This is a genomic window from Arthrobacter sp. YAF16, assembly GCF_052113385.1.
In the GTDB taxonomy this organism is placed as follows: Bacteria; Actinomycetota; Actinomycetes; order Actinomycetales; family Micrococcaceae; genus Arthrobacter.
The window spans coordinates 59,687-83,886 of sequence record NZ_JBFRDC010000003.1; the positions used below are offsets into that span (position 1 = coordinate 59,687).

Sequence of the window (24,200 nt, forward strand, 5' to 3'; positions counted from 1 at the left end):
ATTGAGAGAATGCTGGTACTAACACGCAAGCCGGGCGAACAGATCATGATCGGCGACGGCATCGTCATCACTGTTCTGGAAGGGCGCGGCGACGGCGTCCGGATCGGCATCGAGGCGCCCCGCGGCGTTCCGATCCAGCGGCGGGAAGTAATCGAGGCCATTGCTGCGGCGAACCTGGCGGCAGCTGAAGCAGGCGCCGAATCCGGTCCCGGCACCGAGGACGCGCTGCGCGGCCTGCTGCCCCCGGCGGCCGCCCGCGACTAAAGGCTGTCAGTGCGAGTTCGCGTCGTCGCCTAGGTACTGGGCCATGAGCGGCTGGGTCGCGCGGCGCGTAATGGCAAGGGCACGCTCAATGTTCCCGGCAACCGTCAGCTGTTCGAGGATTCCGGCAGGATCGTTCGGGCCCGTGGGCCGTTGCAGGCTTCGAAGCAGCTCCTCGTTGGCGCGGGCGGCCTCGCCAAGCCGGCCCATCAAGCCGCGCAATCCGTCCAAATGCTCCTGCAGGACGGTGGACCACGACCCCTGCGGCGCGGCGGCAATCAGTTCAACCAGCGTTGCCTGCGCCGGCAGGCCCCATTCGGCCGCCACCGCCGCGGACTCGACATTGCGGGCCAGCGCTTCGAAGCGCAGCCGGTCCAGGACGGCTTCCACCTCGGAAGCGGTGAAGGTCAGCCAGTGGGTGTTGCCGGCGGCCACGTGCAGGCGCTGGGTTTCCAACCTGAACAGGAGCAGTTCCAACTGCCGCCGTTCCTGCCACAGCGCCGCCGAAAGATCCCCTGCACCCATGGGCCCCATTTCCCCTGCCATCACGGCCAAATTACGGCTTTCCGCATTTTCCGCCAAGCTTTTCCCTGAGGGTACACGCAGATGCCGGATCAGGTGATAGGTTTCGTTCTGGGTGCTGCGCCCGAGCTTCGAACACCGCCTCCCATGGGGGGAGCGCTGGACCGTTTGTGGGTGCGGCTCTCAGGGATTTAAAGCTCCTGATCCGTCTCATGGGGGGACACACTATTGAATCGCGTGGAACGCAACGAGATGGTCACCCAGCACCTTCCGCTGGTCGGCTATCTCGTCTCAGATTTGTGCTCGAAGGCGTCCCACCTCTCGCGCGATGACCTGGCATCGGCTGGCGCCGTGGCCTTGATTACCTCGGCCGATTCCTTCGACCCTGACCTTGGCGTGCCCTTCGGCGCCTTCGCGCGCCGCCGCATCCTTGGCGCGTTCGCCGATGAGATGCGCGCCAGCGACTGGGCCACGCGCTCGGCACGCCGCCGGATCAAAGAGACCATGTCCGTTCAGGAAACCTTGGCGGCGGCTCTCGGACGCACGCCCTCGGTTGACGAGATCGCCTCCGCGCTCGGCGTCCAGCAAAGCGTCGTCGAAGCCGCCCTCGCGGACGCGTCGCGCACCCTCACACCGCTCGACGACGCCGTCGTTGACACCCTCGCCGCGGAGACCCTGTCCCCGGAAAGCTCGGTGCTCGCGGACGAACGGCTGCAGTACCTCCGTGCCGCCGTGAAGTCGCTGCCGGAACGGATGCGCTACGTCGTCGAGGAGATCTACTTCGGCGACCGGACGGTCAAGGACCTGGCAGCCGAACTGGGCTCCACGCACGCCGCCGTGTCGCAGCAGCGCGCCGAGGCGATCCGCCTCATGCGTGATGGCCTCACCGCCCACTACGCGGACGACCCGGACCAGGGCTTCGAGCCGCAGTCCCGGATCACGCCGCGCCGCCGGAACGACTACCTCGCCCAGCTTTCCGAAGCCACCGCCGGGGGGATCACCCGGGCCATCTTCCCGCAGGGGCCGATGCTGAACCAGGCCGTCTGAGCCGGCCCCGGGAGGCTTACTAAGCTTACTTAGTAAGCTGAACGTGAAATTGCGCCGCGACCATCGCGTGCCGTCTGCTCGGTGGGGTAGCGTCTGAGGCATAACGCCAAGCCGTTCCTATCAAGGAGGATGCATGAAAGCAACGCCCACCCTGACGAGCAACCTGCAGGCCGTTCTCGTGGACCTGATCGAACTCCATGTGCAGGGCAAGCAGGCGCACTGGAACATCGTGGGGACGAACTTCCGCGACCTTCACCTGCAGCTTGACGAGATCATCGAGGCCGCCCGCGGCTTTGCCGACGACCTGGCCGAGCGTATGCGCGCCCTCCACGCCCTGCCGGACGGCCGCAGCTCCACCGTTTCCAAGACCACCGCACTCGCAGAATTCCCGACCGGCCTGATCAACACCAAGGACGCGATCGACAAGATCGTCGCCGCCCTTGAGGCTGCCGTCGGTACGATGCGCAAGGTGCACGATGAGGTGGACGAGGAAGACCCCACCACCGCCGACCTACTGCACGCGTTCATTGCCAAGCTCGAGCAGTACGCCTGGATGGTCAACGCCGAAACCATGCGTGCCACCGCCAGCGTCACCACGCCGGACACCAAGAAGTAGCCGCTTCCTTCTACGCGCTTACTTCCACGCGTCCGACGCCGGGTTCCGTCCCGGCGTCGGACGCTTGCCATTTAACGCCTTGCCGGCCGCTGCCATCTGAACAGAGGTGCCCTGCACCTGACGCCTAGTTCGCCGTCGGTACCTTGCGCAGCACGACGGCGGCGAGGGCCGCGGCGCCGGCCATCAGCACCAGCGCGATGGCGGCCGTGATGTGAACGCCGGAGTCGAATGCGGCCCGGGCGGCAGCCATCACGGCCTCGGCCAGCGGAGCCGGGAGGGTATGCGCCAGTTCGGCGGCCCCGGCGAGGGTCTCGCCGGCCTGGGCCGCGGTTTCCGCCGGTGCCGTCCCGGCGACGCCGGCGGGCAGCTGCAGGTTGCGCTGGTAGGAGGCGGTCAGGATGGAACCGAGGATGGCGGTGCCGAGCAGGGAGCCTACCTCGTAGCCGGTTTCCGAGATGGCGGACGCTGCGCCCGATTTCGCCGCCGGCGCCGCCCCAAGGATCAGGTCGTTGGAGATGGTCTCGGCCGCGCCGACCCCCAGGCACAGCACCAGCAGGGCGGCCAGCAGCACGCCGGGCCCGGCGCCGTGGTCTCCGAAGGCCACGAGGCCATAACCCGCAGCGCTAAGGAGCAGGCCGCCCGCCACCACGAACCCCGGACGGACCTTGCGGACCAGCGGGACCACGAGCAGCCCGGCGACGACGGTGGCGACGAGTGCCGGGATCATCGCCATGCCGGATTCCGACGGCGACTGCCCCTCGAGCAGCTGCAAATGCTGGGCGAGGAACAAGATGAAACCGTTGTACGAAAACAGGGCCAGGACGTTGGCGGTGATCGCGGTGCTGAAGACCGGGTTGGCAAAGAGGCTGAGGTCCAGCAGCGGAGCAGAGGATGCCGAGGCCGCCAGCCGGCGCTGCCGCCGGACGAAGGCGTACCCCATCAGCAGCCCGATCCCGAGGGCCGCGAGCGGCTCCAGCGCCACGCCGTCGGTCGCAAGGATCTTGATGCCGTAGACCGCCGGACCCATGGCCAGCAGGGACAAGACGATGCTGGGCGCGTCCACCCTGCCCGGGTTGGGGTCCCGCGATTCCGGAATCAGCGCGGGTCCCAGGACCAGCAGGGGCAGGATGATCGGCACGGCGACCAGCAGGACCGCGCCCCACCAGAGGTGCTCCACCAGCCAGCCGCCGAAGATCGGGCCCAGCGCGGCGCCGCCGGAGAAGCCCGCGGCCCAGATCGCCACCGCGAGCCGCCGCCGGTTGGGCTCCGGGAAGATATTGCGGATCAGGGACAGCGTGGACGGCATCAGCATGGCCCCGAAGAAGCCCAGGCCGGCCCGTCCCGCGATCAGCCATTCCGCGCTGGGCGCGAAAGCCGTCACCGCGGAAACCAGGGCGAAACCGGTGCTGCCGATGAACAGCAGCCGGCGCCGGCCGATCCTGTCACCGAGGCTGCCCATCGCCACGAGCAGGCCGGCCAGCACCAGCGGATACGCATCGACGATCCACAGCAGCTGCACCCCGGTGGCGTCCAGGCTGCGGGCGATCGCCGGCAGGGCAAAGGTCAGCGCGGTGTTGTCCACGGCTACGAGCAGGACCGGGAACATCAGCAGCGACAAGGCCAGCCAGTCGCGCCAAGGCGCGCGCGGGGCCTGTTCGGTGCGGGTGGCTGCGGACAGGGATGCGGTGCTCATGACGGTTAACTGTACCGTCCAGACGGTACAGTTAAGAAATTCGCGTCACGGCAGGCATGATGGGAGCCATGGCCAGAAAACCCGTAGCCCGCGAAGCCGTCCTCGACGCCTTCGAATCCCTCCTCATTGCGGAGGGGGAGCGCGCCGCGACACTGGACGCGGTCGCCCGGCGGGCCGGCGTCTCCAAAGGCGGACTGCTGTACCACTTCCCAAACAAGGAGGCCATGATCTCGGTGCTGCTGGAGCGCCTGGACCGGCTCCTCGCCGCGGACCTGGCGGCCATGGCCGCGGCACCGGAAGGAGCGGCGGCGTACTTCATCAGATCCTCCGTATGGGCCGATACCCCGCTGGACCGGGTCTTCGTGGCCGCCACCCGGTTGGCCGAGGTGGCCCACGCCGAGACCCTGCGGCGGATGGCAGGAGTCCAGGCGAGCTGGCTGGCGCTCCTTGCCGCTGATGTGGGCCCCGCCATGGCCAAGCCCGTGCTGTACATGGGGGACGGGCTGTACTTCAACGCCATGCTGGCGCGGGGACCCGGCGAGGCGCCGGCCGAGGTGGCCGGCGACGTCGAGAGCCTGCTGGCCGCCGTCGAACGCCTGCGCAGCTAAGGGCGGCTTTAGGCTTGCCGGGCCGTCAGGTCGAGGCCGGCCAGCCGGAGCCCACAGCGTGCCAGGCGCGGTCGATGCCTTCCAGTGCAGAAGCCGGAAGAGGGCCCCGTCCGGCGGCGGTGATATTGGCGCGCAGGTTGGCCAGCTTGGCCGTGCCGGCAATTGCGGTGTCCACGCCGGGCGCGTACACCGTGAAGCGCAGGGCGAACTCGGCCCAGTCCAGGTCTCCTGGGTCGAGCTCCAGGGCCCGCAGCCGTTCCCAATAGAGCTCCGCGTAGTTCCCGGTGGGTCGTTCAGCGAAGCGCCACGGCGCGTTCGCGATCGGGCGCTTGGCGATGACTCCCGGGCCGAGCCGGGGACGGAGAACGTTTCGGAGATTCCACTGGTCGGCTATGTTGACGCTGGTTTCGATGGCACCGAACCGGCCGGAGTCCACAGCGAATGCGAGCGGCGCGTTGTCTCCGCTGTAGCCGGCGACACCGATCTTGCCGGCGGCGACTGCCTGGTCCAGGGTGTCCTGCAGATCGCCACGCCGCAGGATTTCAAGCGGGCATGAGTGCAGATAGAAGACGTCGAGCCGTTCCGACCGGGTCAAGCGCAGGGACTGTTCGATACTCTCCAGCACGCTGCCCGGCGACCAGTCCCGTTGGCCGTTGATCTTGGGCCCACCCTTTGTGGACAATACGAACTCGTCCCGGCGTCCGCCGAGGTGCCGGCCGATGCGCTCTTCGCTCAGCCCGTAACTGGCGGCGGTATCGATCAGCGTGACGCCGAGATCCAATGCCCCGTTGAGCACCTCGGCGGCTTCGGCCTCGGTGACCTCACTTTCACCGATCTGGCCGGCGCCGAGCCCCACGATGGAGACTTCCAAACCAGTGTTCCCGAATGGCCTTCGCTCCAGCATGAATTGTCTCCTTGAGTAGTAATTTGCCCAGTGGCCGCATGCGCCACCGCCTCGTGGCCACCGCTCTACCGTAACGCTGAAGCGGCCCGGGTACCGGAGTTTGCGGACGTGCCTCCGGCATAGGACAATGGGAGTTGTGACTGCGGTCACGAGCAATTGAATATGCCTTTGATCTGCGGCGGGAGAGTTCTGCAAGTAGGTACAAGCAGGCGCCGTAGGAGCAAACCCTCCCCAGGAATCTCTCAGGCCCATGTACCGCCGCGGCAAGGCAACTCTGGAAAGCAGCAAGTGCGTCACGCGGCGCGCTGTGCTCACCGACGGTGCAAGCGGAGCCTCGCGAAAGCGGCTGCGCGGAAACTCTCAGGTCCAATACAGAGCGGGGAGGAACCCGAATCAATGTGGCGTACCCTGCGCCGCCTTAGTTATGGAGTTCCTTGTGACTGTTACCTCAGCCTCCACGTCCTTCGTTGACCGGCATATCGGCGCCCGGCGCCAGGCCGACGTCGACGCCATGCTGAAGGCTGTCGGCTACGACACCGTCGACGCCTTGGTGGATACCGCCGTCCCGAAGGACATCCGGCAGGACTCCGACCTGGCGCTCGCCGCGGCGCTGAGCGAAGTGGAAGTGCTCGCCGAACTGCGCAAGCTGGCATCGAAGAACAAGACCGCAGTGCAGATGATTGGCCAGGGCTATTACGACACCGTCACCCCGGCCGTGATCCGCCGCAACATCCTCGAGGCACCGGCCTGGTACACCGCGTACACGCCGTACCAGCCCGAAATCTCCCAGGGCCGGCTCGAGGCGCTGTTGAACTTCCAGACCATGGTCCAGGACCTCGTCGGGCTCCCGATCGCCAACGCCTCGCTGCTGGACGAAGCCACGGCCGTCGCCGAGGCCGTGCTGATGATGCGACGGGCCAACAAGAACAAGACGGCCCACGACGGCAAGACCGTCCTCGACGCCGACTGCCTCCCGCAGACCATCGCCATCGTCAAGGGCCGCGCCGAGGCCCTCGGCTTCGAGGTCGAGGTCGCGGACCTGTCCAAGGGCCTGCCCGAGGGCGTCATCAACGGCGTCGTGCTGCAGCAGCCCGGTGCCTCCGGACGCGTGTTCGACCACTCGGACGTCATCGCGGACGCCAAGGAACGCGGCGCGCTCGTCACCGTGGCCGCGGACCTGCTGTCCCTGACCCTGATCACCTCCCCGGGCGAACAGGGCGCGGACATCGCGGTCGGCTCCGCCCAGCGCTTCGGCGTGCCGCTGTTCTTCGGCGGCCCGCACGCCGCGTACATGGCCGTCCAGAAGGGCCTGGAGCGCTCCATGCCCGGCCGCCTCGTGGGCGTCTCCAAGGACAACGCCGGCGTCCCCGCCTACCGGCTGGCGCTGCAGACCCGCGAACAGCACATCCGCCGTGAGAAGGCCACCTCCAACATCTGCACCGCCCAGGCGCTGCTGGCCATCGTGGCCTCCTTCTACGCCGTTTACCACGGCCCGGACGGGCTGAAGGCCATTGCCGAGACCACCCACGGCCACGCCCGGACCATTGCCGCCTCGCTGAAAGCTGCGGGACTGGACGTGCTGCACACCTCGTTCTTCGACACCGTGACCGTCTCCGTGCCGGGCAAGGCCGCGGAATTCATCGCCGCCGCCGACGCCAAGGGCATCAACCTGCGCGCCGTCGACGCCGACACGGTCGGCATCTCCGCCGATGAGGCCACGACGGCGGCGATCGTCGCCGACGTCGTCGCCGCTTTCGGCGCCAGCGTCGCGGATAGTGCCGCAGGCACGGACACTGCGTTTGCCCTGGACTCCGCCGTCGAGCGCACCTCCGACTACCTCCAGCACCCGGTCTTCAACACGCACCGCTCCGAAACCCAGCTGCTGCGCTACATCCGCCGCCTCTCGGACCGGGACCTGGCCCTGGACCGCACCATGATCCCGCTGGGTTCCTGCACCATGAAGCTGAACGCTACGGCCGAAATGGAAGCCATCTCCTGGCCGGAGTTCGCCTCCATCCACCCCTTCGCGCCCGAATCCCAGACCGCCGGCTGGCGCGAACTGATCGAGGACCTCGAAGCCCAGCTGACCGAGATCACCGGCTACGACCAGGTCTCCATCCAGCCGAACGCCGGCTCCCAGGGTGAGCTCGCCGGACTGCTCGCCATTCGCGGCTACCACCTCTCCCGCGGCGACGACCAGCGCAACATCTGCCTCATTCCGGCCTCCGCGCACGGCACGAACGCCGCCTCCGCAGTGCTGGCCGGCATGAAGGTCGTCGTCGTGGCCACCGCCTCCGACGGCACGATCGACCACGCTGACCTGCAGGCCAAGATCGAGCTGCACAAGGACGCCCTCTCGGCGATCATGATCACCTACCCGTCCACGCACGGGGTGTACGACGCCGACGTCCGCGAGGTCTGCGATGCCATCCACGCCGCCGGCGGCCAGGTCTACATTGACGGCGCCAACCTCAACGCACTCGTCGGACTGGCCCAGCCGGGCCAGTTCGGCGGAGACGTCTCGCACCTGAACCTGCACAAGACCTTCTGCATCCCGCACGGCGGCGGCGGACCCGGCGTCGGACCTGTCGCGGCGAAGGCCCACCTGGCCCCGTTCATGCCCGGCAACGCGGCTGATCCGGCCAACGGCGCCGAGGGCACGCCGATCTCCGCCTCCCGCTACGGCTCGGCCGGCGTGCTGCCGATTTCCTGGGCCTACGTGAAGCTGATGGGCGGACAGGGCCTGACCGAGGCCACCAAGTCGGCCCTGCTCGCGGCCAACTACATTGCGGCCCGCCTCAACGATTACTTCCCGGTGCTCTACACCGGCGAGGGCGGCCTGGTGGCCCACGAATGCATCCTGGACCTGCGCGAACTCACGGCCAAGACCGGTGTGACCGCCGAGGACGTCGCCAAGCGCCTCATCGACTACGGTTTCCACGCGCCCACCCTGGCGTTCCCGGTGGCGGGGACCTTGATGGTGGAGCCCACCGAGTCCGAGGACCTCGGCGAGATCGACCGGTTCATCACGGCCATGATCGCCATCCGCGCCGAGATTGACCAGGTGGCCCACGGAGACTTCACCGTGGAGCACAGCCCGCTGCGCAACGCCCCGCACACCGCGGCCGCCGTCATCAGCACCAACTGGGAGCGAAGCTACCCGCGCGAACAGGCCGTCTTCCCGGTGCACACGCTAAAGCAGGACAAGTACTTCCCGCCGGTCGGCCGGATCGATGGGGCCGCGGGCGACCGCAACCTGATCTGCTCATGCCCTCCCCTCGAAGCCTTCGAGGAAGACACAGCAGCCCACTCCGACGACTCCGCCAACTCCGCCTCTAACAACTAGGGACAGCCAACGATGACTGAGAACTACACGGCACTTTACGAAGAGCACAAAAAACTCGGCGCCTCCTTCACGGACTTCGGCGGCTGGCAGATGCCGCTGAAGTACAGCTCCGAACTCGCCGAACACCACGCCGTCCGCAAGTCCGCCGGCCTGTTCGACCTCTCCCACATGGGCGAGGTCTGGGTCACCGGCCCCGACGCCGCCGCCTTCCTGGACTACGCCCTCGTGGGCAAGATCTCCGCCATGGCGGTCGGCAAGGCCAAGTACTCGCTGATCTGCAACGAGGACGGCGGCATCATCGACGACCTCATCACCTACCGCCGCGGTGACGAGAAATTCCTTGTCGTCCCCAACGCCGGCAACGCCAAAGTCGTCTCCGCGGCCCTGGCCGAGCGGGCTGGAAAGTTCGACGTCACGGTCCGGGACGCCTCCGCCGAGACCTCGCTGATCGCGGTCCAGGGCCCCAAAGCGGAAGCGATCCTGCTCCGCCTGGTCCCCGCCGCCCAGCACGAGCTCGTCACCGGCCTGAAGTACTACGCCGCCGTCGACGTCCCGTTCATGGTCAGCGGCGCCAGCCAGGACCTGCTGCTGGCACGCACCGGTTACACCGGTGAGGACGGCTTCGAAATCTTCGTCTCCAACGACGACGCCGCCGCCCTCTGGCAGGCGCTCATCGCCATCGCCGAGGACGGCGAGCTGACGCCCGCCGGCCTGGCCTCCCGCGACTCGCTCCGGCTCGAGGCCGGCATGCCGCTGTACGGCAACGAACTCTCCCTCGAGGGCGACCCGTTCGCCGCCGGGCTCGGCCCCGTCGTCGCGCTGTCCAAGGACGGCGACTTCGTCGGCAAGGCTGCCCTGGCCGCCAAGAAGGAGGCCGGCGCAGGCTCCACCGCCGGGCGCAAACTCGTCGGGCTCAAGGGCCTCGGACGCCGGGCCGGCCGCGGCCACTACCCGGTCCTGAAGGACGGCAACACGGTCGGCGAAGTTACCTCCGGCCAGCCCAGCCCCACTCTGGGCTACCCGGTCGCCATGGCCTACGTCGACGTCGAGTTCACCGAACCCGGCACCGCCCTGGACATCGACCTGCGCGGCAAAACCGAGCCGTTCGAAGTTGTCGCACTGCCGTTCTACAAGCGCCAAAAGTAGCCCGGCTATTCGCGTCCCGGAGCTGTGGCTGGCTCCGGGACCGGCCGTCCCCGGCTCCGGGACCGACTAGCCCCAGTTTTCACGCGTGCTCGCTCGTTCCTCGCTTAGACGCACGCTTTCGAAAACCGCGGCCAGCCGCCCCCTCGTGGACAGCTCACCTTTTAGAACAACCCACAACACCAAAACCAACGGGAGCCATCGCCTTCGAAAGCCAAAGGTGATGGGGCCCGTACCGCCTACCGAGGGTCGGCTCTAAAAGATATCGACGGCCTCTGTTTCTTTCCGGAGAACGGCGGTTTGGCCCAAAACTATTGGCCTCCGGAACTGAACTGGCATTTAGCGGTGGGGGACGTCATCCGGAAGCGTGCGTCTAAGCGAGGGACGAGCGAGCACGCGGAGGATGGCGGGCCGCGCCGCGTAACCCGGCCACGGTCACTCCGCAACCCGGCCACAATTGATTTAGCACCAACGACCACTTCAAGACTTAGGAAAAACACATGGCAAAAGTTGCCCCTGAACTGCAGTACTCCGACGAGCACGAGTGGGTTGCGCGGGAGGCCGGGAACCTTGTCTCCATCGGCATCTCCGCGGTCGCCACGGACGCCCTGGGCGACATCGTCTACGTTGACCTGCCCGAGGTCGGCTCCGCGGTGACCGCGGGGGAGACCTGCGGCGAGGTCGAGTCGACCAAGTCCGTCTCGGACCTGTACGCCCCCGTCACGGGCGAGGTCACCGAAATCAACCCCGCCGTCGTCGACGACCCGGCCCTGATCAACAGCGACCCGTACGGCGCCGGCTGGCTCTTCAAGGTCGCCGCCGAATCGGACGGCCCGCTGCTCTCCGCGCAGGATTACGCGTCCAAGAACGGCGGCGAACTGTGAGCGCCGCCGCGGTCGCAGGTACAAACACCGCGGTATTCGAGCAGGTCGTTTCGCCGAGCCTGGACGCTGAACTGTCCGCGCTGGATCCGGAGATCGCCGCGAAGATCGACGCCGAGCTCAGCCGCCAGCGCGACGGCCTGGAAATGATCGCCTCGGAAAACCACACCGCCAAGGCCGTCATGCAGGCGCAGGGCTCGGTGCTGACCAACAAGTACGCCGAGGGCTACCCGGGCAAGCGCTACTACGGCGGCTGCGAACACGTCGACGTCGTCGAGCAGCTCGCGATCGACCGGGTCAAGGCCCTGTTCGGCGCCGAGTACGCCAACGTCCAGCCGCACTCCGGCGCGCAGGCCAACGCCTCGGTCATGCACGCCCTGATCCGTCCGGGCGACACCATCATGGGCCTGAACCTGGCGCACGGCGGACACCTGACCCACGGCATGAAGATCAACTTCTCCGGCCGGCTGTACAACGTCATCCCGTACCAGGTCCGGGAGGATGACCACCGGATCGACATGGCCGAGGTGGAGCGCCTGGCCCAGGAGCACAAGCCGGCCCTGATCGTCGCCGGCTGGTCCGCCTACGCCCGCCAGCTCGACTTCGCGGAATTCCGCCGGATCGCCGACTCCGTGGGGGCCTACCTGATGGTGGACATGGCCCACTTCGCCGGGCTCGTCGCGGCCGGGCTGCACCCGTCTCCGGTGCCGCACGCGCACGTGACCACCTCCACGACGCACAAGACCCTGGCCGGTCCGCGTGGCGGCATCATCCTCTCCAACGACGCCGACATCGCCAAGAAGATCAACTCGGCAGTGTTCCCGGGCCAGCAGGGCGGCCCGCTGGAGCACGTCATCGCCGGCAAGGCCGTGGCGTTCAAGATCGCCGCCTCGCCCGAGTTCAAGGAACGCCAGGAACGTGTGCTGGCCGGCGCCCGGATCCTCGCCGAGCGCCTGGTCCAGCCGGACGTCACCGCCAAGGGGATCAACGTGATCTCCGGCGGCACCGACGTGCACCTGGTCCTGGTGGACCTGCGCAACTGCGAGCTCAACGGGCAGGAGGCCGAGGACCGCCTCGCGGAAATCGACATCACCGTCAACCGCAACGCCGTTCCGTTCGACCCGCGCCCGCCGATGGTTACCTCGGGGCTGCGGATCGGCACCCCGGCGCTGGCCACCCGCGGCTTCGGCGAGGCCGCCTTTACCGAAGTTGCGGACATCATCGCCGAGGCGCTGACCGCCGACGCCGGCGCGGACCTGTCCGGTCTGCGCTCCCGCGTCGATGCCCTCGCCGCCGCCCACCCGCTCTACCCCTCGGTTGCTAATCTAGGTTGACCGCTGCGGCTGGCTCCGGGGCCGATCTCTTTCGGGTTGGCTCCGGGCCCGGCGGACCGGACTTTGCACGCGTGCTCGCTCGTCCCTCGCTTAGACGCACGCTTTCGAAAAGCCCGGCTCCGCCGGCCCCTCGTGGGCACCTCGCCCCCGCATTGACGTCTCAACCACATAGTGCCGCTCACGGTGACGGCCCCCGGGGAGGGGGCCGAGCATCCGGCAGCATGCGTCAAAGCGACGAAGGAGCAGCATGCAGAGGATGTCCGTCCCCCTCCCCGCCCGACCGCAGTGCCTAGTTAGGATTCAGTAATGGCTGTTGGCGTCTTTGATCTTTTTTCGATTGGGATCGGGCCTTCGAGTTCGCATACCGTGGGGCCGATGCGGGCTGCTGCGGTGTTTGCCGAGGAGCTCAAGGCCTCGGGGGATCTGGACCGCGTGGCGTCGCTCCGGGTTGACCTGTACGGCTCCCTCGCCGCCACCGGCCATGGCCACGGCACCATGACCGCCATCCTGCTCGGACTCGAGGGCTTCCACCCGGAGAAGATCCTCCCCGAGGAAGTCGAGGACCGGCTGGCCGCCATTGCCCAGACGGGCACCCTGCACCTGGCCGGATCCGTCGCGTTGCCCTACGGCGTGAAGGACATGGTGCTGCGCCCGCTCACCATCCTGCCCCGGCACACCAACGGCATGACGTTCACGGTGTCCGACGCCGACGGCGCCGTCGTGCACAGCGCCACCTTCTTCTCCGTCGGCGGCGGCTTCATCGTCCGCGAGGGTGAGGAGGACGCGGCGCTGAAGGAACTCGACGAGTCCAAGAAGGAACTCCCGCTGCCGTTCCGCACGGCCGCTGAACTGCTGGGCCGCTGCCAGTCCAAGGGGCTCTCGATCGGCGAAATCATGTTCGTAAATGAGCGCGCCTCCCGTACCGAAGAGGAGATCCGCGAAGGCCTCCTGCACATCTACTCCGTGATGGAAGGCTGCGTCGAGGTCAGCCTTAAGCGCGAGGGCCTGCTTCCCGGCGGGCTCAAGGTCCGCCGTCGGGCCCCCGACTGGCACGAACGGCTGATGAAGGAAAACCACGGCCAGGACCCGGACTACCGGGACCCCAAGTACTGGCAGGAGTGGGTGAACCTGATCGCGCTCGCGGTGAACGAGGAGAACGCCTCGGGCGGCCGCGTTGTCACCGCGCCCACCAACGGCGCCGCGGGTATCATTCCGGCCGTGCTTTACTACGCGCTGCACTTCGCCCCCGGCATGGATAAAGCCACCCAGGCCGACCGCGACGACGTCGTGGTTAAGTTCCTGCTGACCGCCGGTGCCATCGGGGTGCTCTACAAGGAACAGGCCTCGATCTCCGGCGCCGAGGTGGGCTGCCAGGGCGAGGTGGGTTCGGCGTCGTCAATGGCGGCCGCCGGCCTGGCCGAGGTGATGGGCGGAACGCCCCAGCAGGTGGAGAACGCCGCCGAGATCGCGATGGAGCACAACCTCGGCCTGACCTGCGACCCGATCGGCGGGCTGGTGCAGATCCCGTGCATCGAGCGCAACGCCATCGCCGCAGCCAAGGCGATCAACGCCGCCAAGATGGCCCTCTGGGGCGACGGCTCACACCGCGTGTCGCTCGACGAGGTCATCGTGACCATGCGCGAGACCGGCAAGGACATGAGCTCCAAGTACAAGGAAACCGCCATGGGCGGCCTCGCCGTCAACGTGGTGGAGTGCTGATTTCCCAGTCGTTCCTGATTGTCCTCAGTTGTTCAGTGCCGCCCACAGATTCAGTGACGCGGCGAACACGATCCAGGACAGGTAGGGGAGCAGCAGCAGCCCGGCGGTGCGGCTGATCGGGCCGAAGCGCAGCACGGTGGCGGCCACCGCGACCGCCAGCGCCACGATGATGACGAAGCCGATCCAAAGCGCGGGGGAACCCATGGCGGGGTACAAGCCAAAGAACACCGGGGTCCACAGCAGGTTCAGCACCAGCTGGACGGCGTAAGCGGTGAGGGCGGGCCTGGCGCCTTCCGCCCGGCTGCGCCAGACCAGCCATGCCGCTACGGCCATCGCGATGTACAGAATCGTCCAGACGGGCCCGAAGAGCCAGTTCGGCGGAGACCACGGGGCCTTGTCCGCGGCCGCGTACCATCCGTCGACGTTGCTGGCGCTGGCCAGTCCGCCGAGTGCCGCCACGAGGGCCGAAGCGCCGAGCAGTACCAGCAGGGCCACCGCCTCGACGCCGGGCCGGCGCGTCCCGGCCCCGCCCGGACGGAACTGCCGGCGGACGGCTGACGGTTCCGGCTGCGCATCCATACCTTCAGCGTAAACCCGGTGCGACGGCCGGCACAGGGCCGCCGCGCCCTGAGAGCCGCCGGCCTCCCGATAGACTTGATGCTGCATGCCAGCCATGCCGCCGAAGCTCGTTCCGCAAAGATTGGATACCGCACCCTTGCGAGAATTCACTGCCCGCTTTGCCTCCGCCGAAGAGGTTGCCAACTGGGACGCCCACGTCACCGCGAACCCCAACGGCGGGAATTTGCTTCAATCCGAGGCCTTCGCCGAGGTCAAGCAGCACTTCGGCTGGAAGCCCCTCCACCTGGTCTATGAGACGGCCGACTACACCAGCTACAACCTGGTCCTGGAGAAGTCCTTCCCCCTCCTCGGCAAGCTCTGGTACCTCATCAAGGGCCCGGATGTGGCGTCGGTGGAGGACATCCCCGGCATCGCGGCCGCCAACGCCGACTTCGTCAAGCGCGCCCGGCTGGGGGTATTCGCCATCAAGATCGAGCCCGACATCGTCCTGTCGGAGGACGCGCGGCGCGTCATCGAAGGCGCGGGCCTGGTCAAGACCCACAACCTCCAGCCCAACGACTCCACCGCGCTGCTGGACATCTCGCCGCAGGAAAACCAGCTGCTGCGCAACCTGCACTCCCGCGGCCGCAACGCCGTCCGGCGGGCCATCCGCGAGGAGGTCGAGGTCCACAACGTGGAGCCGACCGAAGAGAACTTCCGGGCGATGTACGCGCTGATGACGAACACCGTGGAGGCCAAGTCCCAGGTCCGGGTCCGCGAGTACGAGTATTACCGCCAGTTCTGGACCAACTTCGTGGACCGCGGCCAGGGCCGGCTGCTCTTCGTCTATGAAAACGGCGTGCCCTCGGTGGGGGCGTTCGTGATCAACTACGGACGGAAGGGCACCTACAAGGACGGCGGTTCCCTGCAGAAGCGCAGCCAGTACGGCGACTCGCACCTGGTCCAGTGGACGGCCATCAACCAGCTCAAGGAACTCGGCTGCACCGAATACGACTTCTGCGGCACGCCGCCCAGCGACAAGCTGAAGGACACCTCCAATCCCTTCCACGGCCTCGGCCTGTTCAAGACCAGCTTCAGCAAGACCGTCACGGACTTCGTCGGCTGCTACGACCAGGTCTTGAGCCCGCTGAAGTACAAGGCCTGGATGGCCGCCGGGGAGCGCGTCGCCCGCCAGCTGTACACGCGGCGCACGGGCCAGCAGTTCTACTAGACCGCCCGCAAGGTGAAATGAGGAGGCCGGAATGACCAAACCACCCGACGGCCGCCGCGGGCCGCAGACGGACGGCCTGCCCCGGACCGAGCCGATGTCGCCCCTGCAGGTGCGCCAGAACGCCGCCGCCAAACGCATGCTCCGCAGGCTGGTCCAAGGTGAGAACCCGCCCACGGCACCGCTGAGCATCGTCGACCGGCTGGCCGGCAGCCCGTACGCCAACCCGATGATCCAGGTCGGAGGCGTGGACACCTCCGCCCGCAAGACCATCGACTTTGCCCTCAAGCTGGCCGAATCGATGTTCCGCTACGGCGCCGGTGCCCTCGAAGTGGAAACCAGCATCATCGCCATTACCGCCGCGCTGGGGCTGAAGAACATCGAGGTGGACATCACCAACCAGTCGGTGGCCATCAACTATGCCCCGAAGGACCAGACACCCATTACGCTGCTGCGCGTGGTGCGGTCCTGGACCAACAACTACGCCGGCCTCGCCCAGGTCCACCAGTTGGTCACGGACATTGTGGCCGGCGGAGTGGGCCGCGAGGAAGCGGTGCGCCGGCTCGAAGAGATCACGCACAGCTCGAAGCCATTCCCGCGCTGGATGGTCACCGTGGCCTTCGGCGTCTTCTCCGCGGTGTTCGTCGGCGTGCTGGGCGGCGGGGTGGCCGCGTCCGGCATCGCCTTCCTGTCCAACCTGCTGATCAGCCTGCTGGCGCGGCAACTGGGCCGCTGGCGCACCCCGGACTTCTTCATCACGGCGTCCTGTTCCTTCGTTGTCACCCTGATCGCCCTGCTGCTCTGGCGCTTCGGCAGCCCGCTGGGAATCCAGATCGCCCCCGCCATCGTGGTGGTCGGCGGAATCCTCCTGCTGCTGCCCACCGGTCGGCTCGTCTCCTCGGTGCAGGACGCCATCAACGGCTTCCCGGTGACCGCGGCCGGCCGGTTCCTGTCCACCATGCTGACCTTCGGCGCGCTGGTCTCCGGGATCGCCGTCGGCTTTGTGGTGGGGGCGATGACCGGGATGCAGTCCATTGACGTCACCGAAACATTCCCGCCGAAGTATCCTTTGTGGGTGCTTGTGCCGCTGGTGGCCATCGCGGTCGTCGCGATCGGCGTCACCGAGCAGACCTCGCTGAAGCTGTTGCTGCCGACGGCGGCCGTCGGCGTCGTGGGTCATCTGGTGCTGATCGGGGGAACAGCCATCGGCATCGGTCCCCGGTTCGCCCCGGCCCTCGCCGCCGTGGTCATCGGCCTCCTGGCCCGCGTGGTCGCACTCCGGATGGGGGCCCCGCAGCTGGTCGTGGCGGTGCCCGCGGCGCTCATCCTGCTGCCGGGCCTGACTATATTCCGTTCCATGTATGTATTGACGATTGAAGAGTCCGAGATCCTGATGGGAGCCGGCGGGATGCTCAACGCCGGGGCAATCGTGCTCGGCGTCGCGGCCGGCATTGTGCTCGGCGACACCCTCGCCCGGCCGTTGACCCGGAGCCTGGCCAGCAACGAGCGGCGCCGCGCCCGCCGCCGCTAACGACGGCGGAGATGGCTCGTCTGCCTACGAGCTGAAGCGCCGCGTTTCCCCACCTTCGCCGGGCTCCGACGGCGTGTCAGCCCGCCGCGCCGGGCTGTCCCGGCGTCGTGGCGGCAAAAGTGGGGAAACTCCGCGGCGCCAGACCGCGTCAGCCGTGGATGGCTGGCTAAATCTTGCCGATCGGCAGCTTCTTTTCGGCCTGGAAGTCGTCCTCCACCCGGCCACTGGCCCAATACCCGGAGAGCGAGACCTGGCCACGTTCGAGGCCACGGTCGGCAAAGAACACCGGGCGCAGGGCCTTCATGTAGCCGCGCTCCCCGTGCGCGAAGACCTGCACTCGGCCCTCGGGCCACTGCGCGCCGCGTACGGCGTCCACCAGCAGGGTCCCGCTTCCGGCCGGAGTCCCGCGGCGCAGCAGCCAGCGCAGTTCCACCCCGGCCGGGGCGTCGATCGCCAGGACGTCGGCGTCGCTGTCCACCTCCAGGAAGGCCAGACCGCGGGCATCCCGGGGGAGTGACTCGATCGCGGCGCTGATCGCCGGCAGGGCGGACTCGTCGCCCGCGAAGAGGTACCAGTCCGCCGCCGGGTCAGGGTTGTAGCCCCCGCCCGGCCCGGTGAAGACAAGGCTGTCCCCGGCCTGTGCGGAGGCGGCCCACGGCCCGGCCAGGCCCTCATCGCCGTGGATGACGAAGTCGATCGCCAGCTCGCCCGCCGCCTCGTCGACCCAACGGACGGTGTAGGTCCGGGTGTGCGGCCACTCTTCCCGCGGGTGGGACTCCCGGATGGCCCAGAGATCCAGCGGCTGCGGATAGTCGACCCCCGGCTGCGGGAACGCGATCTTGACGTACCGGTCCACGTAGCCGTTGTTGACGAAGGCAGCGAAACCCGGGCCGCCGGCGACGATCCGGACCATGTGCGGCGAGAGCTGCTCGCGGCGCAGGACCGTGAGGTTGGTCTGCGGCCGGGAGTTCCGGTTGGCGGTGGTTGTGGCGGGGACGGAAGTCATGGAGCTAAGCCTAGCCAAGAACCGGGTCAGGGCAGCGGCGGCAGTTCCCAGTCCACGGTGCCGTCACCCTGGGCGGTGAGCAGGTCATTGGCGCGGCTGAAGGGGCGTGAGCCGAAGAACCCGCGCGAGGCCGAGAGCGGGCTGGGGTGGGCGCTGGCGATCACGGCGGCCGAGCCCAGCAGTGGCCGCACGCCCTCCGCGTCCTTGCCCCAGAGGACCACCACGAGCGGCGCGGGGCTGCCGTCGTCTCGGCGCCGCTGCGCGACGGCCCTGATGGCGGCCGCCGTGACGGCCTCCCAGCCCTTGTTCCGGTGCGAACCGGCTGCTCCGGCCCGGACGCTTAGGACTCGGTTGAGCAGCAGCACCCCCTGCTCCGCCCACCGGCTGAGATCACCGTGGACGCGGGGCGGCAGCCCGAGGTCGGCGTCGAGCTCCTTGTAGATATTGGCGAGACTGCGCGGGATCGGCCGGGTGCCGCCATCCACCGCGAAGGACAGCCCGACGGCGTGACCCGGTGTGGGGTAGGGGTCCTGGCCCACAATCAGAACCCGCACGCCGGAGAGCGGCTGCCGGAAGGCCCGGAGGATGTTCGACGGCGCCGGCAGCACCTCATGGCCGTCGGCCGTCTCGGCGGCGAGGAACGCGAGGACCGACCGCAGCTGTCCCTCGACCGGTGCCAGCGCCGCGGCCCAGTCCGGCGCCACCAGCCCGTCCAAGGGGAGGTGCGCCATCGCCGCGAGGTCCACCGCCTCTGCGGCGGGGTCAAGTTCGAAGAGCGCGTCGGGATTAGATGAATCAGGCACGGCTTCATTCTCGCAGGAGCCCGGGCAGCCGGCCGGGCCGGCTAAATGACAAGCCTGTTATTCGGCCGTAACATGTGGGGGAGACCTATCGGAACGAGCCAGGGAGTGTGCAGTGGCCGAAGCAGCACCCGAGTACCTGTCGGCGGATGACGCCGACGCCGTGCTGGCGGCAGTCTCCGAAGACTCGCCGTTGAGCAGCCGGGAGCAGCAGATGCTTGCCTTGGAGCGGCAGTGGTGGAAGTACGCCGGCGCCAAGGAACAAGCCATCCGGGAACTCTTTGACCTCTCCGCCACGCACTACTACCAGATCCTCAACGCCCTGATCGACACCGAGGCGGCGCTGGCCCACGATCCCATGCTGGTGAAGAGATTGCGTAGACTACGTACGTCACGACAACGTGCCCGCACTGCACGCCGTTTGGGCTCGGACGCTTAAGAGCACGTGAGGTCCGGCCGGAAGCGCGGAATTTCGCGCGGATTCCGGCGTCGGGCCATCAGCCAGAAATCAGCAAGGACGTCGTTTTACCATGACCAAGTACGCACGGGATGAATTTGATCGGGTCCCGGAGGCCTCCACGCGCCAGGGTGTCCACCGGACGGTCGCCGCTCCCGGTGCCCGCCGGCTGGGCCCCGTCCTCGCCACCGGCGCCGCGGCCCTGGTAGTCGGCCTCGTCGCCTTCCTTCTGCTGCCCAAACTGGGCTTTGGTCCCGCCGGTGGCTCGGCCATGACCGCGGACCAGGCCAGCAACAACGCCGCGGCGTCGCAGGCACCCACAACGTCCGCCGGCTCGAAGCCGTCCCCCAGCAGCCAGCCGACCGGGAGCCTCGCCCCCGCGGGCTCCAAGCCCTCCGCTTCTGCAACGCCGAGCGCCGCCGCGGACCAGTCCGGGGACCAGAAGCTTGACAAGACCCAGCCCGTGGCGATCTACAACGGCACCACGACGCCGGGCTTGGCCGGTCGCGTCGGCTCCAGGATCTCCGCCGCCGGATGGGTCCAGGGCCCGCTCGGCAACTGGGGCGGCGCCCCCCAGCAGACCTCGGTCGTCTTCTACAACGGCCCGGCGCAGAAGGCCAACGCCGCAGAGTTGGGTTCCCTCCTCGGGATTGGCACCCTGGTGGATTCGGCGGAATTCCAGATGCCGCTGGTCATCGTCCTCGGCCCCGGTTTCAATTAGCCCCAGGCTGGCCGCCGGCTTCGGTTACGCCTGAATAACTATTCCCGGCCGGGCCGGGACCCTGCCCGGGCACCGGTGGAAGGCTGTGGGTAGAGTGTCTGCGGACTTCATTTCGCATAACGCGGCGCACATTGGGGTGGGCCGTTCGCAAGCTAGCTGAAAGTGTGGAGAACATGGCACTGGGGACCGTCAAGTGGTTCAACGCCGAAAAGGGCTACGGGTTCATCACCGTCGACAGCTCCGGGGCCGACGTCTTCGTGCACTGGTCCGCGATCGCGGGCGAAGGCTACCGTGCTTTGGCTGAAGGCCAGCGGGTGGAACTGGAAGTCGGCGAGGGCGAAAAGGGCCCGCAGGCCGAAAGCGTCCGGCCCGCCTAGTGGCAGTCTCCGCTGCGGCAGCTGCCCCGAAGAGCGATGGCCGCCGGCGCAAGCTCCGGCGGTTCAGCCGTGCAGCGGCCGCCGGCGTGGCCGCAGCCGTGGCGCTGGCCGCCTGCGCCGGTCCCACCGGCAATGCCCGGGTGGATGCCGCGGAGGCGAGCGGCGACGGAACGCTGCGGATCGGCCTGATCCTGGACAACACCGGCCGGCAGGACTTCCTCAATCCGCCCCAACTGGCGGCGGCGAAGCTGGCGGTCAAGGAAATCAACGCGGCGGGCGGCCACAAGGGCAAGCCCGTGGAACTGCTGCCGGAGTCCATCGGTACGGACACCGCGGCCCAGGCCAAGGACCTGGTGGCGGCCAAGGCCGACGTCGTGATCGGGCCCACCGACTCCAGCCGCGCCGCCGGCGCCATCGACGTCCTCTCCCGCGCCAAAGTCGCCCTCATTTCACCGGCCAACACCGCACCGGGGCTCAGCTCGTACAAGAGCGGCGGCTACTACTTCCGGACCGCGGCCGCCGACATCGCGCAGGCCTCGGTCCTGGTCAAGCTCGCCCAGGACGGCGGCGCCAAGACCCTTGCCGTGGTGCACGAGGAAGGCGACTACGGCAAGGACGTCTCCGTGGCCGTCTCGGCGGCCGCGAAGGCCGCGGGCCTGGGCACCTCCGTCGACGCTGAATTCAAGGCCGGTCAGGCGCAACAGGCGGCCGCGGCGGCCAAGGCTGCCTCGCCGGACGCCGTCGTGCTGGTGGCCCGGGACGGTGCCCAGGGCGCCATTGCCGAGCTCAACAACGCGGGACTGTCCGGAAAGAAGCTCATCCTCAGCGACGGGGCCGTAAACCAGTACGGCGACGGCCTTGGCTCCAAGGCGCTGGACGGCGCCCGCGGGGTCCTGCCGGGCACGTTCCCCTCCGCGCACTTCCAGGCGGAACTCGTGGCCGTCGACCCGGGCCTGAAGGACATGGCGTTTGCCGCCGAGACGTACGACGCCGTCAACCTCGCCGCCCTCGCCGCCGCCGCGGCGGAGGACGACGCGGGGACCTCCATCGCCTCGAAGCTGGTCGCAGTGTCCGGCGGAACGGCTGCCGGCACCGGGGCCCCGTCCGGGGAAGCCGCGGCCTGCAAGTCCTACCAGGAATGCGTGGCCGCGCTCCGCGCCGGCAAGCGCCCCGACTACGACGGCGCCTCCGGCCCGATCAACTTCGACAGCAACGGCGACGTCACCGCCGCCGCCTACATGGTCTACAGCTATGGCCCGGACAACAACGCCGAGATGACCGGCAGCGAAACCGCCCGCAGCGCCGGCTCCTGATCGCTCCTAGCGAAGAGCGCCCGGCGGGGCGCACCCTGACCTCACCACTGCTTGCACTCTCCCCGGGGGAGTGCTAATTATGGAGTTAGCACTCCCGCGTATTGACTGCTAACTCGACGCCCCGGTTCGCCCGGTCGCGTGGAGGCGGCGGACGGGCCGGGAGCGAGAGAAATACCTGGCTGGGGTGAGATCCCCGGCCCGGCGGCGTACAGAGGCTGCCGGGTTGGAATCGTCCGTCGCGGGCACCGCAGCGCAAGGTTCATTCTTAACGACTGTCCCGAAAGGACTACTGCCGTTATGGCCAAGATCATTGCATTTGATGAAGAGGCACGCCGCGGTCTTGAGCGGGGCCTGAACATCCTCGCCGACGCCGTCAAGGTCACCCTCGGCCCGCGTGGACGCAACGTCGTCCTCGAAAAGAAGTGGGGCGCCCCCACGATCACCAACGATGGTGTTTCCATCGCCAAGGAGATCGAGCTGGACGACCCTTACGAGAAGATCGGCGCCGAGCTGGTCAAGGAAGTTGCCAAGAAGACTGACGACGTCGCCGGTGACGGTACCACCACGGCAACCGTGCTGGCCCAGGCCCTCGTCAAGGAAGGCCTGCGCAACGTCGCGGCCGGCGCTGACCCGCTGTCCCTCAAGCGCGGCATCGAGAAGGCTGTTGAAGCGGTCACCCGCGAGCTCCTGGCTTCTGCCAAGGAAATCGAAACCAAGGAAGAGATCGCCGCCACCGCGTCCATCTCCGCAGGTGACAACGAAATTGGCGCCCTGATTGCCGAAGCCCTGGACAAGGTCGGCAAGGAAGGCGTCATCACCGTCGAGGAGTCGAACACCTTCGGCCTCGAGCTGGAGCTCACCGAGGGCATGCGTTTCGACAAGGGCTACATCTCGGCCTACTTCGTCACCGACGCCGAGCGTCAGGAAACGGTCCTCGAGGATCCGTACATCCTGATCGTCAACTCCAAGATCTCCAACGTCAAGGAACTGGTTGCAGTCCTCGAAAAGGTCATGCAGTCCAACAAGCCGCTGCTGATCATCGCCGAGGACATCGAGGGCGAGGCCCTGGCCACCCTGATCGTGAACAAGATCCGCGGCACCTTCAAGTCCGTCGCCGTCAAGGCTCCGGGCTTCGGTGACCGCCGCAAGGCACAGCTGGCCGACATCGCCATCCTCACCGGCGGCCAGGTCATCTCCGAGGAAGTCGGCCTCAAGCTTGAGACCGCCGGCCTCGAACTGCTGGGCAAGGCACGCAAGGTTGTTGTCACCAAGGACGAGACCACCATCGTCGAAGGTGCCGGCGACGCCGACCAGATCGCCGGCCGTGTGTCCCAGATCCGCGCCGAGATCGAGAACTCCGATTCCGACTACGACCGCGAGAAGCTGCAGGAACGCCTGGCCAAGCTGGCCGGCGGCGTTGCAGTCATCAAGGCCGGTGCCGCAACCGAGGTTGAGCTCAAGGAACGCAAGCACCGCATCGAGGACGCTGTCCGCAACGCCAAGGCTGCTGTCGAAGAGGGCATCGTCGCCGGCGGTGGCGTGGCCCTGATCCAGGCCGGCGCCAAGGCGTTCGCCAACCTGCAGCTCGAAGGTGACGAGGCAACCGGCGCGAACATCGTGCGCGTAGCCATCGACGCCCCGCTGAAGCAGATCGCCTTCAACGCCGGCCTCGAGCCCGGCGTTGTGGTGGACAAGGTCCGCGGCCTGCCCGCGGGCCACGGCCTGAACGCAGCAACCGGCGAGTACGTCGACCTGCTCGCTGCCGGCATCAACGACCCGGTCAAGGTCACCCGCTCGGCCCTGCAGAACGCGGCTTCCATCGCCGGCCTGTTCCTCACCACCGAGGCCGTTGTGGCCGACAAGCCGGAGAAGAACTCCCCGGCCATGGGCGGCGGCGACGACATGGGCGGCATGGGCGGCATGGGCGGTTTCTAACCACCCGGCTTCCAAGCCCTGAACGCCTGAACTGACGGTTCTCCGTCAGCGACGGCACGTTCGACGACGGCGGTCCCACCACTGGTGGGGCCGCCGTCGGCGTTTAACCCTCCCGCCCCGGGGCACCTTCCCTCAAGTGGTGGGGTGGTCGGCCGGACGTTCTCTCGGTTGGTGGGGTGCTCTTACCCGGTGTCGGCGCC

At 67.9% G+C, this 24,200-nt stretch carries 22 protein-coding genes and 2 riboswitches; of the genes, 16 read left to right on the forward strand and 6 right to left on the reverse strand.

Features of this window, described 5'->3' with window-relative positions; all coding sequences use genetic code 11:
- The first annotated feature begins 9 nt into the window (after positions 1 to 9).
- Positions 10 to 264, forward strand: coding sequence for a carbon storage regulator (locus AB4Y91_RS09490; protein ID WP_441418238.1), 255 nt, complete (start codon positions 10 to 12; stop codon positions 262 to 264).
- Between the two features lie 6 nt (positions 265 to 270).
- On the opposite strand, the gene flgN is transcribed toward AB4Y91_RS09490, so the two are convergent.
- A complete protein-coding gene (gene flgN / locus AB4Y91_RS09495) occupies positions 271 to 807 on the reverse strand; it encodes a flagellar export chaperone FlgN (RefSeq protein WP_441418239.1) in 537 nt (178 codons plus the stop codon).
- 204 nt (positions 808 to 1,011) lie between these two features.
- On the opposite strand from flgN, the gene AB4Y91_RS09500 reads away from it, so the two are divergent.
- On the forward strand, positions 1,012 to 1,830 hold the full coding sequence (locus AB4Y91_RS09500) for a sigma-70 family RNA polymerase sigma factor (RefSeq protein WP_441418240.1): 819 nt from the start codon (positions 1,012 to 1,014) through the stop codon (positions 1,828 to 1,830).
- A 133-nt stretch (positions 1,831 to 1,963) separates the two neighbouring features.
- On the forward strand, positions 1,964 to 2,446 hold the full coding sequence (locus AB4Y91_RS09505; RefSeq protein ID WP_441418241.1) for a Dps family protein: 483 nt from the start codon (positions 1,964 to 1,966) through the stop codon (positions 2,444 to 2,446).
- Between the two features lie 124 nt (positions 2,447 to 2,570).
- On the opposite strand, the gene AB4Y91_RS09510 is transcribed toward AB4Y91_RS09505, so the two are convergent.
- The gene (locus AB4Y91_RS09510; protein WP_441418242.1) at positions 2,571 to 4,139 is read right to left on the reverse strand and encodes an MFS transporter; all 1,569 of its coding nucleotides are present in this window, start codon (positions 4,137 to 4,139) and stop codon (positions 2,571 to 2,573) included.
- 68 nt (positions 4,140 to 4,207) lie between these two features.
- Between AB4Y91_RS09510 and AB4Y91_RS09515 the strand changes: the two genes are divergently transcribed.
- Positions 4,208 to 4,747, forward strand: a complete 540-nt coding sequence (locus tag AB4Y91_RS09515) for a TetR/AcrR family transcriptional regulator (RefSeq protein ID WP_441418243.1) — start codon at positions 4,208 to 4,210, stop codon at positions 4,745 to 4,747.
- Positions 4,748 to 4,772: 25 nt separating this feature from the next.
- Here the strand turns inward: AB4Y91_RS09515 and AB4Y91_RS09520 are convergent, their stop codons facing one another.
- Positions 4,773 to 5,618 carry an aldo/keto reductase gene (locus AB4Y91_RS09520; protein WP_441418244.1) on the reverse strand — a complete coding sequence of 282 codons (846 nt, stop codon included), beginning with the start codon at positions 5,616 to 5,618 and terminating at the stop codon, positions 4,773 to 4,775.
- Positions 5,619 to 5,820: 202 nt separating this feature from the next.
- A riboswitch (glycine riboswitch) is annotated at positions 5,821 to 5,919 on the forward strand.
- A 1-nt stretch (position 5,920) separates the two neighbouring features.
- A riboswitch (glycine riboswitch) is annotated at positions 5,921 to 6,036 on the forward strand.
- A gap of 39 nt (positions 6,037 to 6,075) precedes the next feature.
- Here AB4Y91_RS09520 and gcvP point away from each other — a divergent pair.
- The 5 genes from gcvP to AB4Y91_RS09545 all read left to right on the forward strand — a co-directional run bounded on the left by gcvP (position 6,076) and on the right by AB4Y91_RS09545 (position 14,074).
- On the forward strand, positions 6,076 to 8,997 hold the full coding sequence (gene gcvP / locus AB4Y91_RS09525; protein ID WP_441418245.1) for an aminomethyl-transferring glycine dehydrogenase: 2,922 nt from the start codon (positions 6,076 to 6,078) through the stop codon (positions 8,995 to 8,997).
- A gap of 12 nt (positions 8,998 to 9,009) precedes the next feature.
- Positions 9,010 to 10,143, forward strand: coding sequence for a glycine cleavage system aminomethyltransferase GcvT (gene gcvT, locus AB4Y91_RS09530; protein ID WP_441418246.1), 1,134 nt, complete (start codon positions 9,010 to 9,012; stop codon positions 10,141 to 10,143).
- A gap of 497 nt (positions 10,144 to 10,640) precedes the next feature.
- Positions 10,641 to 11,024 carry a glycine cleavage system protein GcvH gene (gene gcvH, locus AB4Y91_RS09535; RefSeq protein ID WP_441418247.1) on the forward strand — a complete coding sequence of 128 codons (384 nt, stop codon included), beginning with the start codon at positions 10,641 to 10,643 and terminating at the stop codon, positions 11,022 to 11,024.
- On the forward strand, positions 11,021 to 12,355 hold the full coding sequence (gene glyA, locus AB4Y91_RS09540; RefSeq protein WP_441418248.1) for a serine hydroxymethyltransferase: 1,335 nt from the start codon (positions 11,021 to 11,023) through the stop codon (positions 12,353 to 12,355). Before gcvH ends, glyA begins: the two co-directional genes overlap by 4 nt.
- 306 nt (positions 12,356 to 12,661) lie before the next feature.
- Positions 12,662 to 14,074: an L-serine ammonia-lyase gene (locus AB4Y91_RS09545; protein WP_441418249.1), complete on the forward strand. Its 1,413-nt coding sequence runs from the start codon at positions 12,662 to 12,664 to the stop codon at positions 14,072 to 14,074.
- 24 nt (positions 14,075 to 14,098) lie between these two features.
- On the opposite strand, the gene AB4Y91_RS09550 is transcribed toward AB4Y91_RS09545, so the two are convergent.
- The gene (locus tag AB4Y91_RS09550) at positions 14,099 to 14,653 is read right to left on the reverse strand and encodes a TspO/MBR family protein (protein ID WP_441418250.1); all 555 of its coding nucleotides are present in this window, start codon (positions 14,651 to 14,653) and stop codon (positions 14,099 to 14,101) included.
- A gap of 136 nt (positions 14,654 to 14,789) precedes the next feature.
- On the opposite strand from AB4Y91_RS09550, the gene AB4Y91_RS09555 reads away from it, so the two are divergent.
- Both AB4Y91_RS09555 and AB4Y91_RS09560 read left to right on the forward strand, forming a co-directional pair.
- Complete coding sequence (locus tag AB4Y91_RS09555) at positions 14,790 to 15,863, forward strand: lipid II:glycine glycyltransferase FemX (protein WP_441418251.1); 1,074 nt, start codon at positions 14,790 to 14,792, stop codon at positions 15,861 to 15,863.
- Positions 15,864 to 15,894: 31 nt separating this feature from the next.
- A complete protein-coding gene (locus AB4Y91_RS09560) occupies positions 15,895 to 17,391 on the forward strand; it encodes a threonine/serine ThrE exporter family protein (protein WP_441418252.1) in 1,497 nt (498 codons plus the stop codon).
- 166 nt (positions 17,392 to 17,557) lie between these two features.
- Here AB4Y91_RS09560 and AB4Y91_RS09565 read toward each other — a convergent pair whose 3' ends face one another.
- On the reverse strand, positions 17,558 to 18,397 hold the full coding sequence (locus tag AB4Y91_RS09565; RefSeq protein ID WP_441418253.1) for a siderophore-interacting protein: 840 nt from the start codon (positions 18,395 to 18,397) through the stop codon (positions 17,558 to 17,560).
- A gap of 26 nt (positions 18,398 to 18,423) precedes the next feature.
- Complete coding sequence (locus tag AB4Y91_RS09570; protein WP_441418394.1) at positions 18,424 to 19,128, reverse strand: uracil-DNA glycosylase; 705 nt, start codon at positions 19,126 to 19,128, stop codon at positions 18,424 to 18,426.
- 184 nt (positions 19,129 to 19,312) lie between these two features.
- Here AB4Y91_RS09570 and AB4Y91_RS09575 point away from each other — a divergent pair, with 184 nt between their 5' ends.
- From AB4Y91_RS09575 to groL, 5 genes are all read left to right on the forward strand, one after another.
- Positions 19,313 to 19,636 carry a DUF3263 domain-containing protein gene (locus tag AB4Y91_RS09575; protein WP_441418254.1) on the forward strand — a complete coding sequence of 108 codons (324 nt, stop codon included), beginning with the start codon at positions 19,313 to 19,315 and terminating at the stop codon, positions 19,634 to 19,636.
- Positions 19,637 to 19,727: 91 nt separating this feature from the next.
- Positions 19,728 to 20,375, forward strand: a complete 648-nt coding sequence (locus tag AB4Y91_RS09580; protein WP_441418255.1) for a LytR C-terminal domain-containing protein — start codon at positions 19,728 to 19,730, stop codon at positions 20,373 to 20,375.
- A gap of 173 nt (positions 20,376 to 20,548) precedes the next feature.
- Positions 20,549 to 20,752, forward strand: a complete 204-nt coding sequence (locus tag AB4Y91_RS09585) for a cold-shock protein (RefSeq protein WP_175322015.1) — start codon at positions 20,549 to 20,551, stop codon at positions 20,750 to 20,752.
- A gap of 86 nt (positions 20,753 to 20,838) precedes the next feature.
- On the forward strand, positions 20,839 to 22,065 hold the full coding sequence (locus tag AB4Y91_RS09590) for an ABC transporter substrate-binding protein (protein WP_441418395.1): 1,227 nt from the start codon (positions 20,839 to 20,841) through the stop codon (positions 22,063 to 22,065).
- A 297-nt stretch (positions 22,066 to 22,362) separates the two neighbouring features.
- A complete protein-coding gene (groL, locus tag AB4Y91_RS09595) occupies positions 22,363 to 24,000 on the forward strand; it encodes a chaperonin GroEL (RefSeq protein ID WP_175322016.1) in 1,638 nt (545 codons plus the stop codon).
- The last annotated feature ends 200 nt before the right edge of the window (positions 24,001 to 24,200 follow it).

What these genes read in the sequence shown, in the direction of transcription:
- AB4Y91_RS09490 (WP_441418238.1), top strand. Translation starts at nt 10, where the DNA reads ATGCTGGTACTAACACGCAAGCCGGGCGAACAGATCATGATCGGCGAC.
- flgN (WP_441418239.1), bottom strand. Translation starts at nt 807, where the DNA reads ATGGCAGGGGAAATGGGGCCCATGGGTGCAGGGGATCTTTCGGCGGCG.
- AB4Y91_RS09505 (WP_441418241.1), top strand. Translation starts at nt 1,964, where the DNA reads ATGAAAGCAACGCCCACCCTGACGAGCAACCTGCAGGCCGTTCTCGTG.
- AB4Y91_RS09510 (WP_441418242.1), bottom strand. Translation starts at nt 4,139, where the DNA reads ATGAGCACCGCATCCCTGTCCGCAGCCACCCGCACCGAACAGGCCCCG.
- AB4Y91_RS09515 (WP_441418243.1), top strand. Translation starts at nt 4,208, where the DNA reads ATGGCCAGAAAACCCGTAGCCCGCGAAGCCGTCCTCGACGCCTTCGAA.
- gcvP (WP_441418245.1), top strand. Translation starts at nt 6,076, where the DNA reads ATGGAGTTCCTTGTGACTGTTACCTCAGCCTCCACGTCCTTCGTTGAC.
- gcvT (WP_441418246.1), top strand. Translation starts at nt 9,010, where the DNA reads ATGACTGAGAACTACACGGCACTTTACGAAGAGCACAAAAAACTCGGC.
- gcvH (WP_441418247.1), top strand. Translation starts at nt 10,641, where the DNA reads ATGGCAAAAGTTGCCCCTGAACTGCAGTACTCCGACGAGCACGAGTGG.
- AB4Y91_RS09545 (WP_441418249.1), top strand. Translation starts at nt 12,662, where the DNA reads ATGGCTGTTGGCGTCTTTGATCTTTTTTCGATTGGGATCGGGCCTTCG.
- AB4Y91_RS09550 (WP_441418250.1), bottom strand. Translation starts at nt 14,653, where the DNA reads ATGGATGCGCAGCCGGAACCGTCAGCCGTCCGCCGGCAGTTCCGTCCG.
- AB4Y91_RS09560 (WP_441418252.1), top strand. Translation starts at nt 15,895, where the DNA reads ATGACCAAACCACCCGACGGCCGCCGCGGGCCGCAGACGGACGGCCTG.
- AB4Y91_RS09565 (WP_441418253.1), bottom strand. Translation starts at nt 18,397, where the DNA reads ATGACTTCCGTCCCCGCCACAACCACCGCCAACCGGAACTCCCGGCCG.
- AB4Y91_RS09570 (WP_441418394.1), bottom strand. Translation starts at nt 19,128, where the DNA reads ATGGCGCACCTCCCCTTGGACGGGCTGGTGGCGCCGGACTGGGCCGCG.
- AB4Y91_RS09580 (WP_441418255.1), top strand. Translation starts at nt 19,728, where the DNA reads ATGACCAAGTACGCACGGGATGAATTTGATCGGGTCCCGGAGGCCTCC.
- AB4Y91_RS09585 (WP_175322015.1), top strand. Translation starts at nt 20,549, where the DNA reads ATGGCACTGGGGACCGTCAAGTGGTTCAACGCCGAAAAGGGCTACGGG.
- groL (WP_175322016.1), top strand. Translation starts at nt 22,363, where the DNA reads ATGGCCAAGATCATTGCATTTGATGAAGAGGCACGCCGCGGTCTTGAG.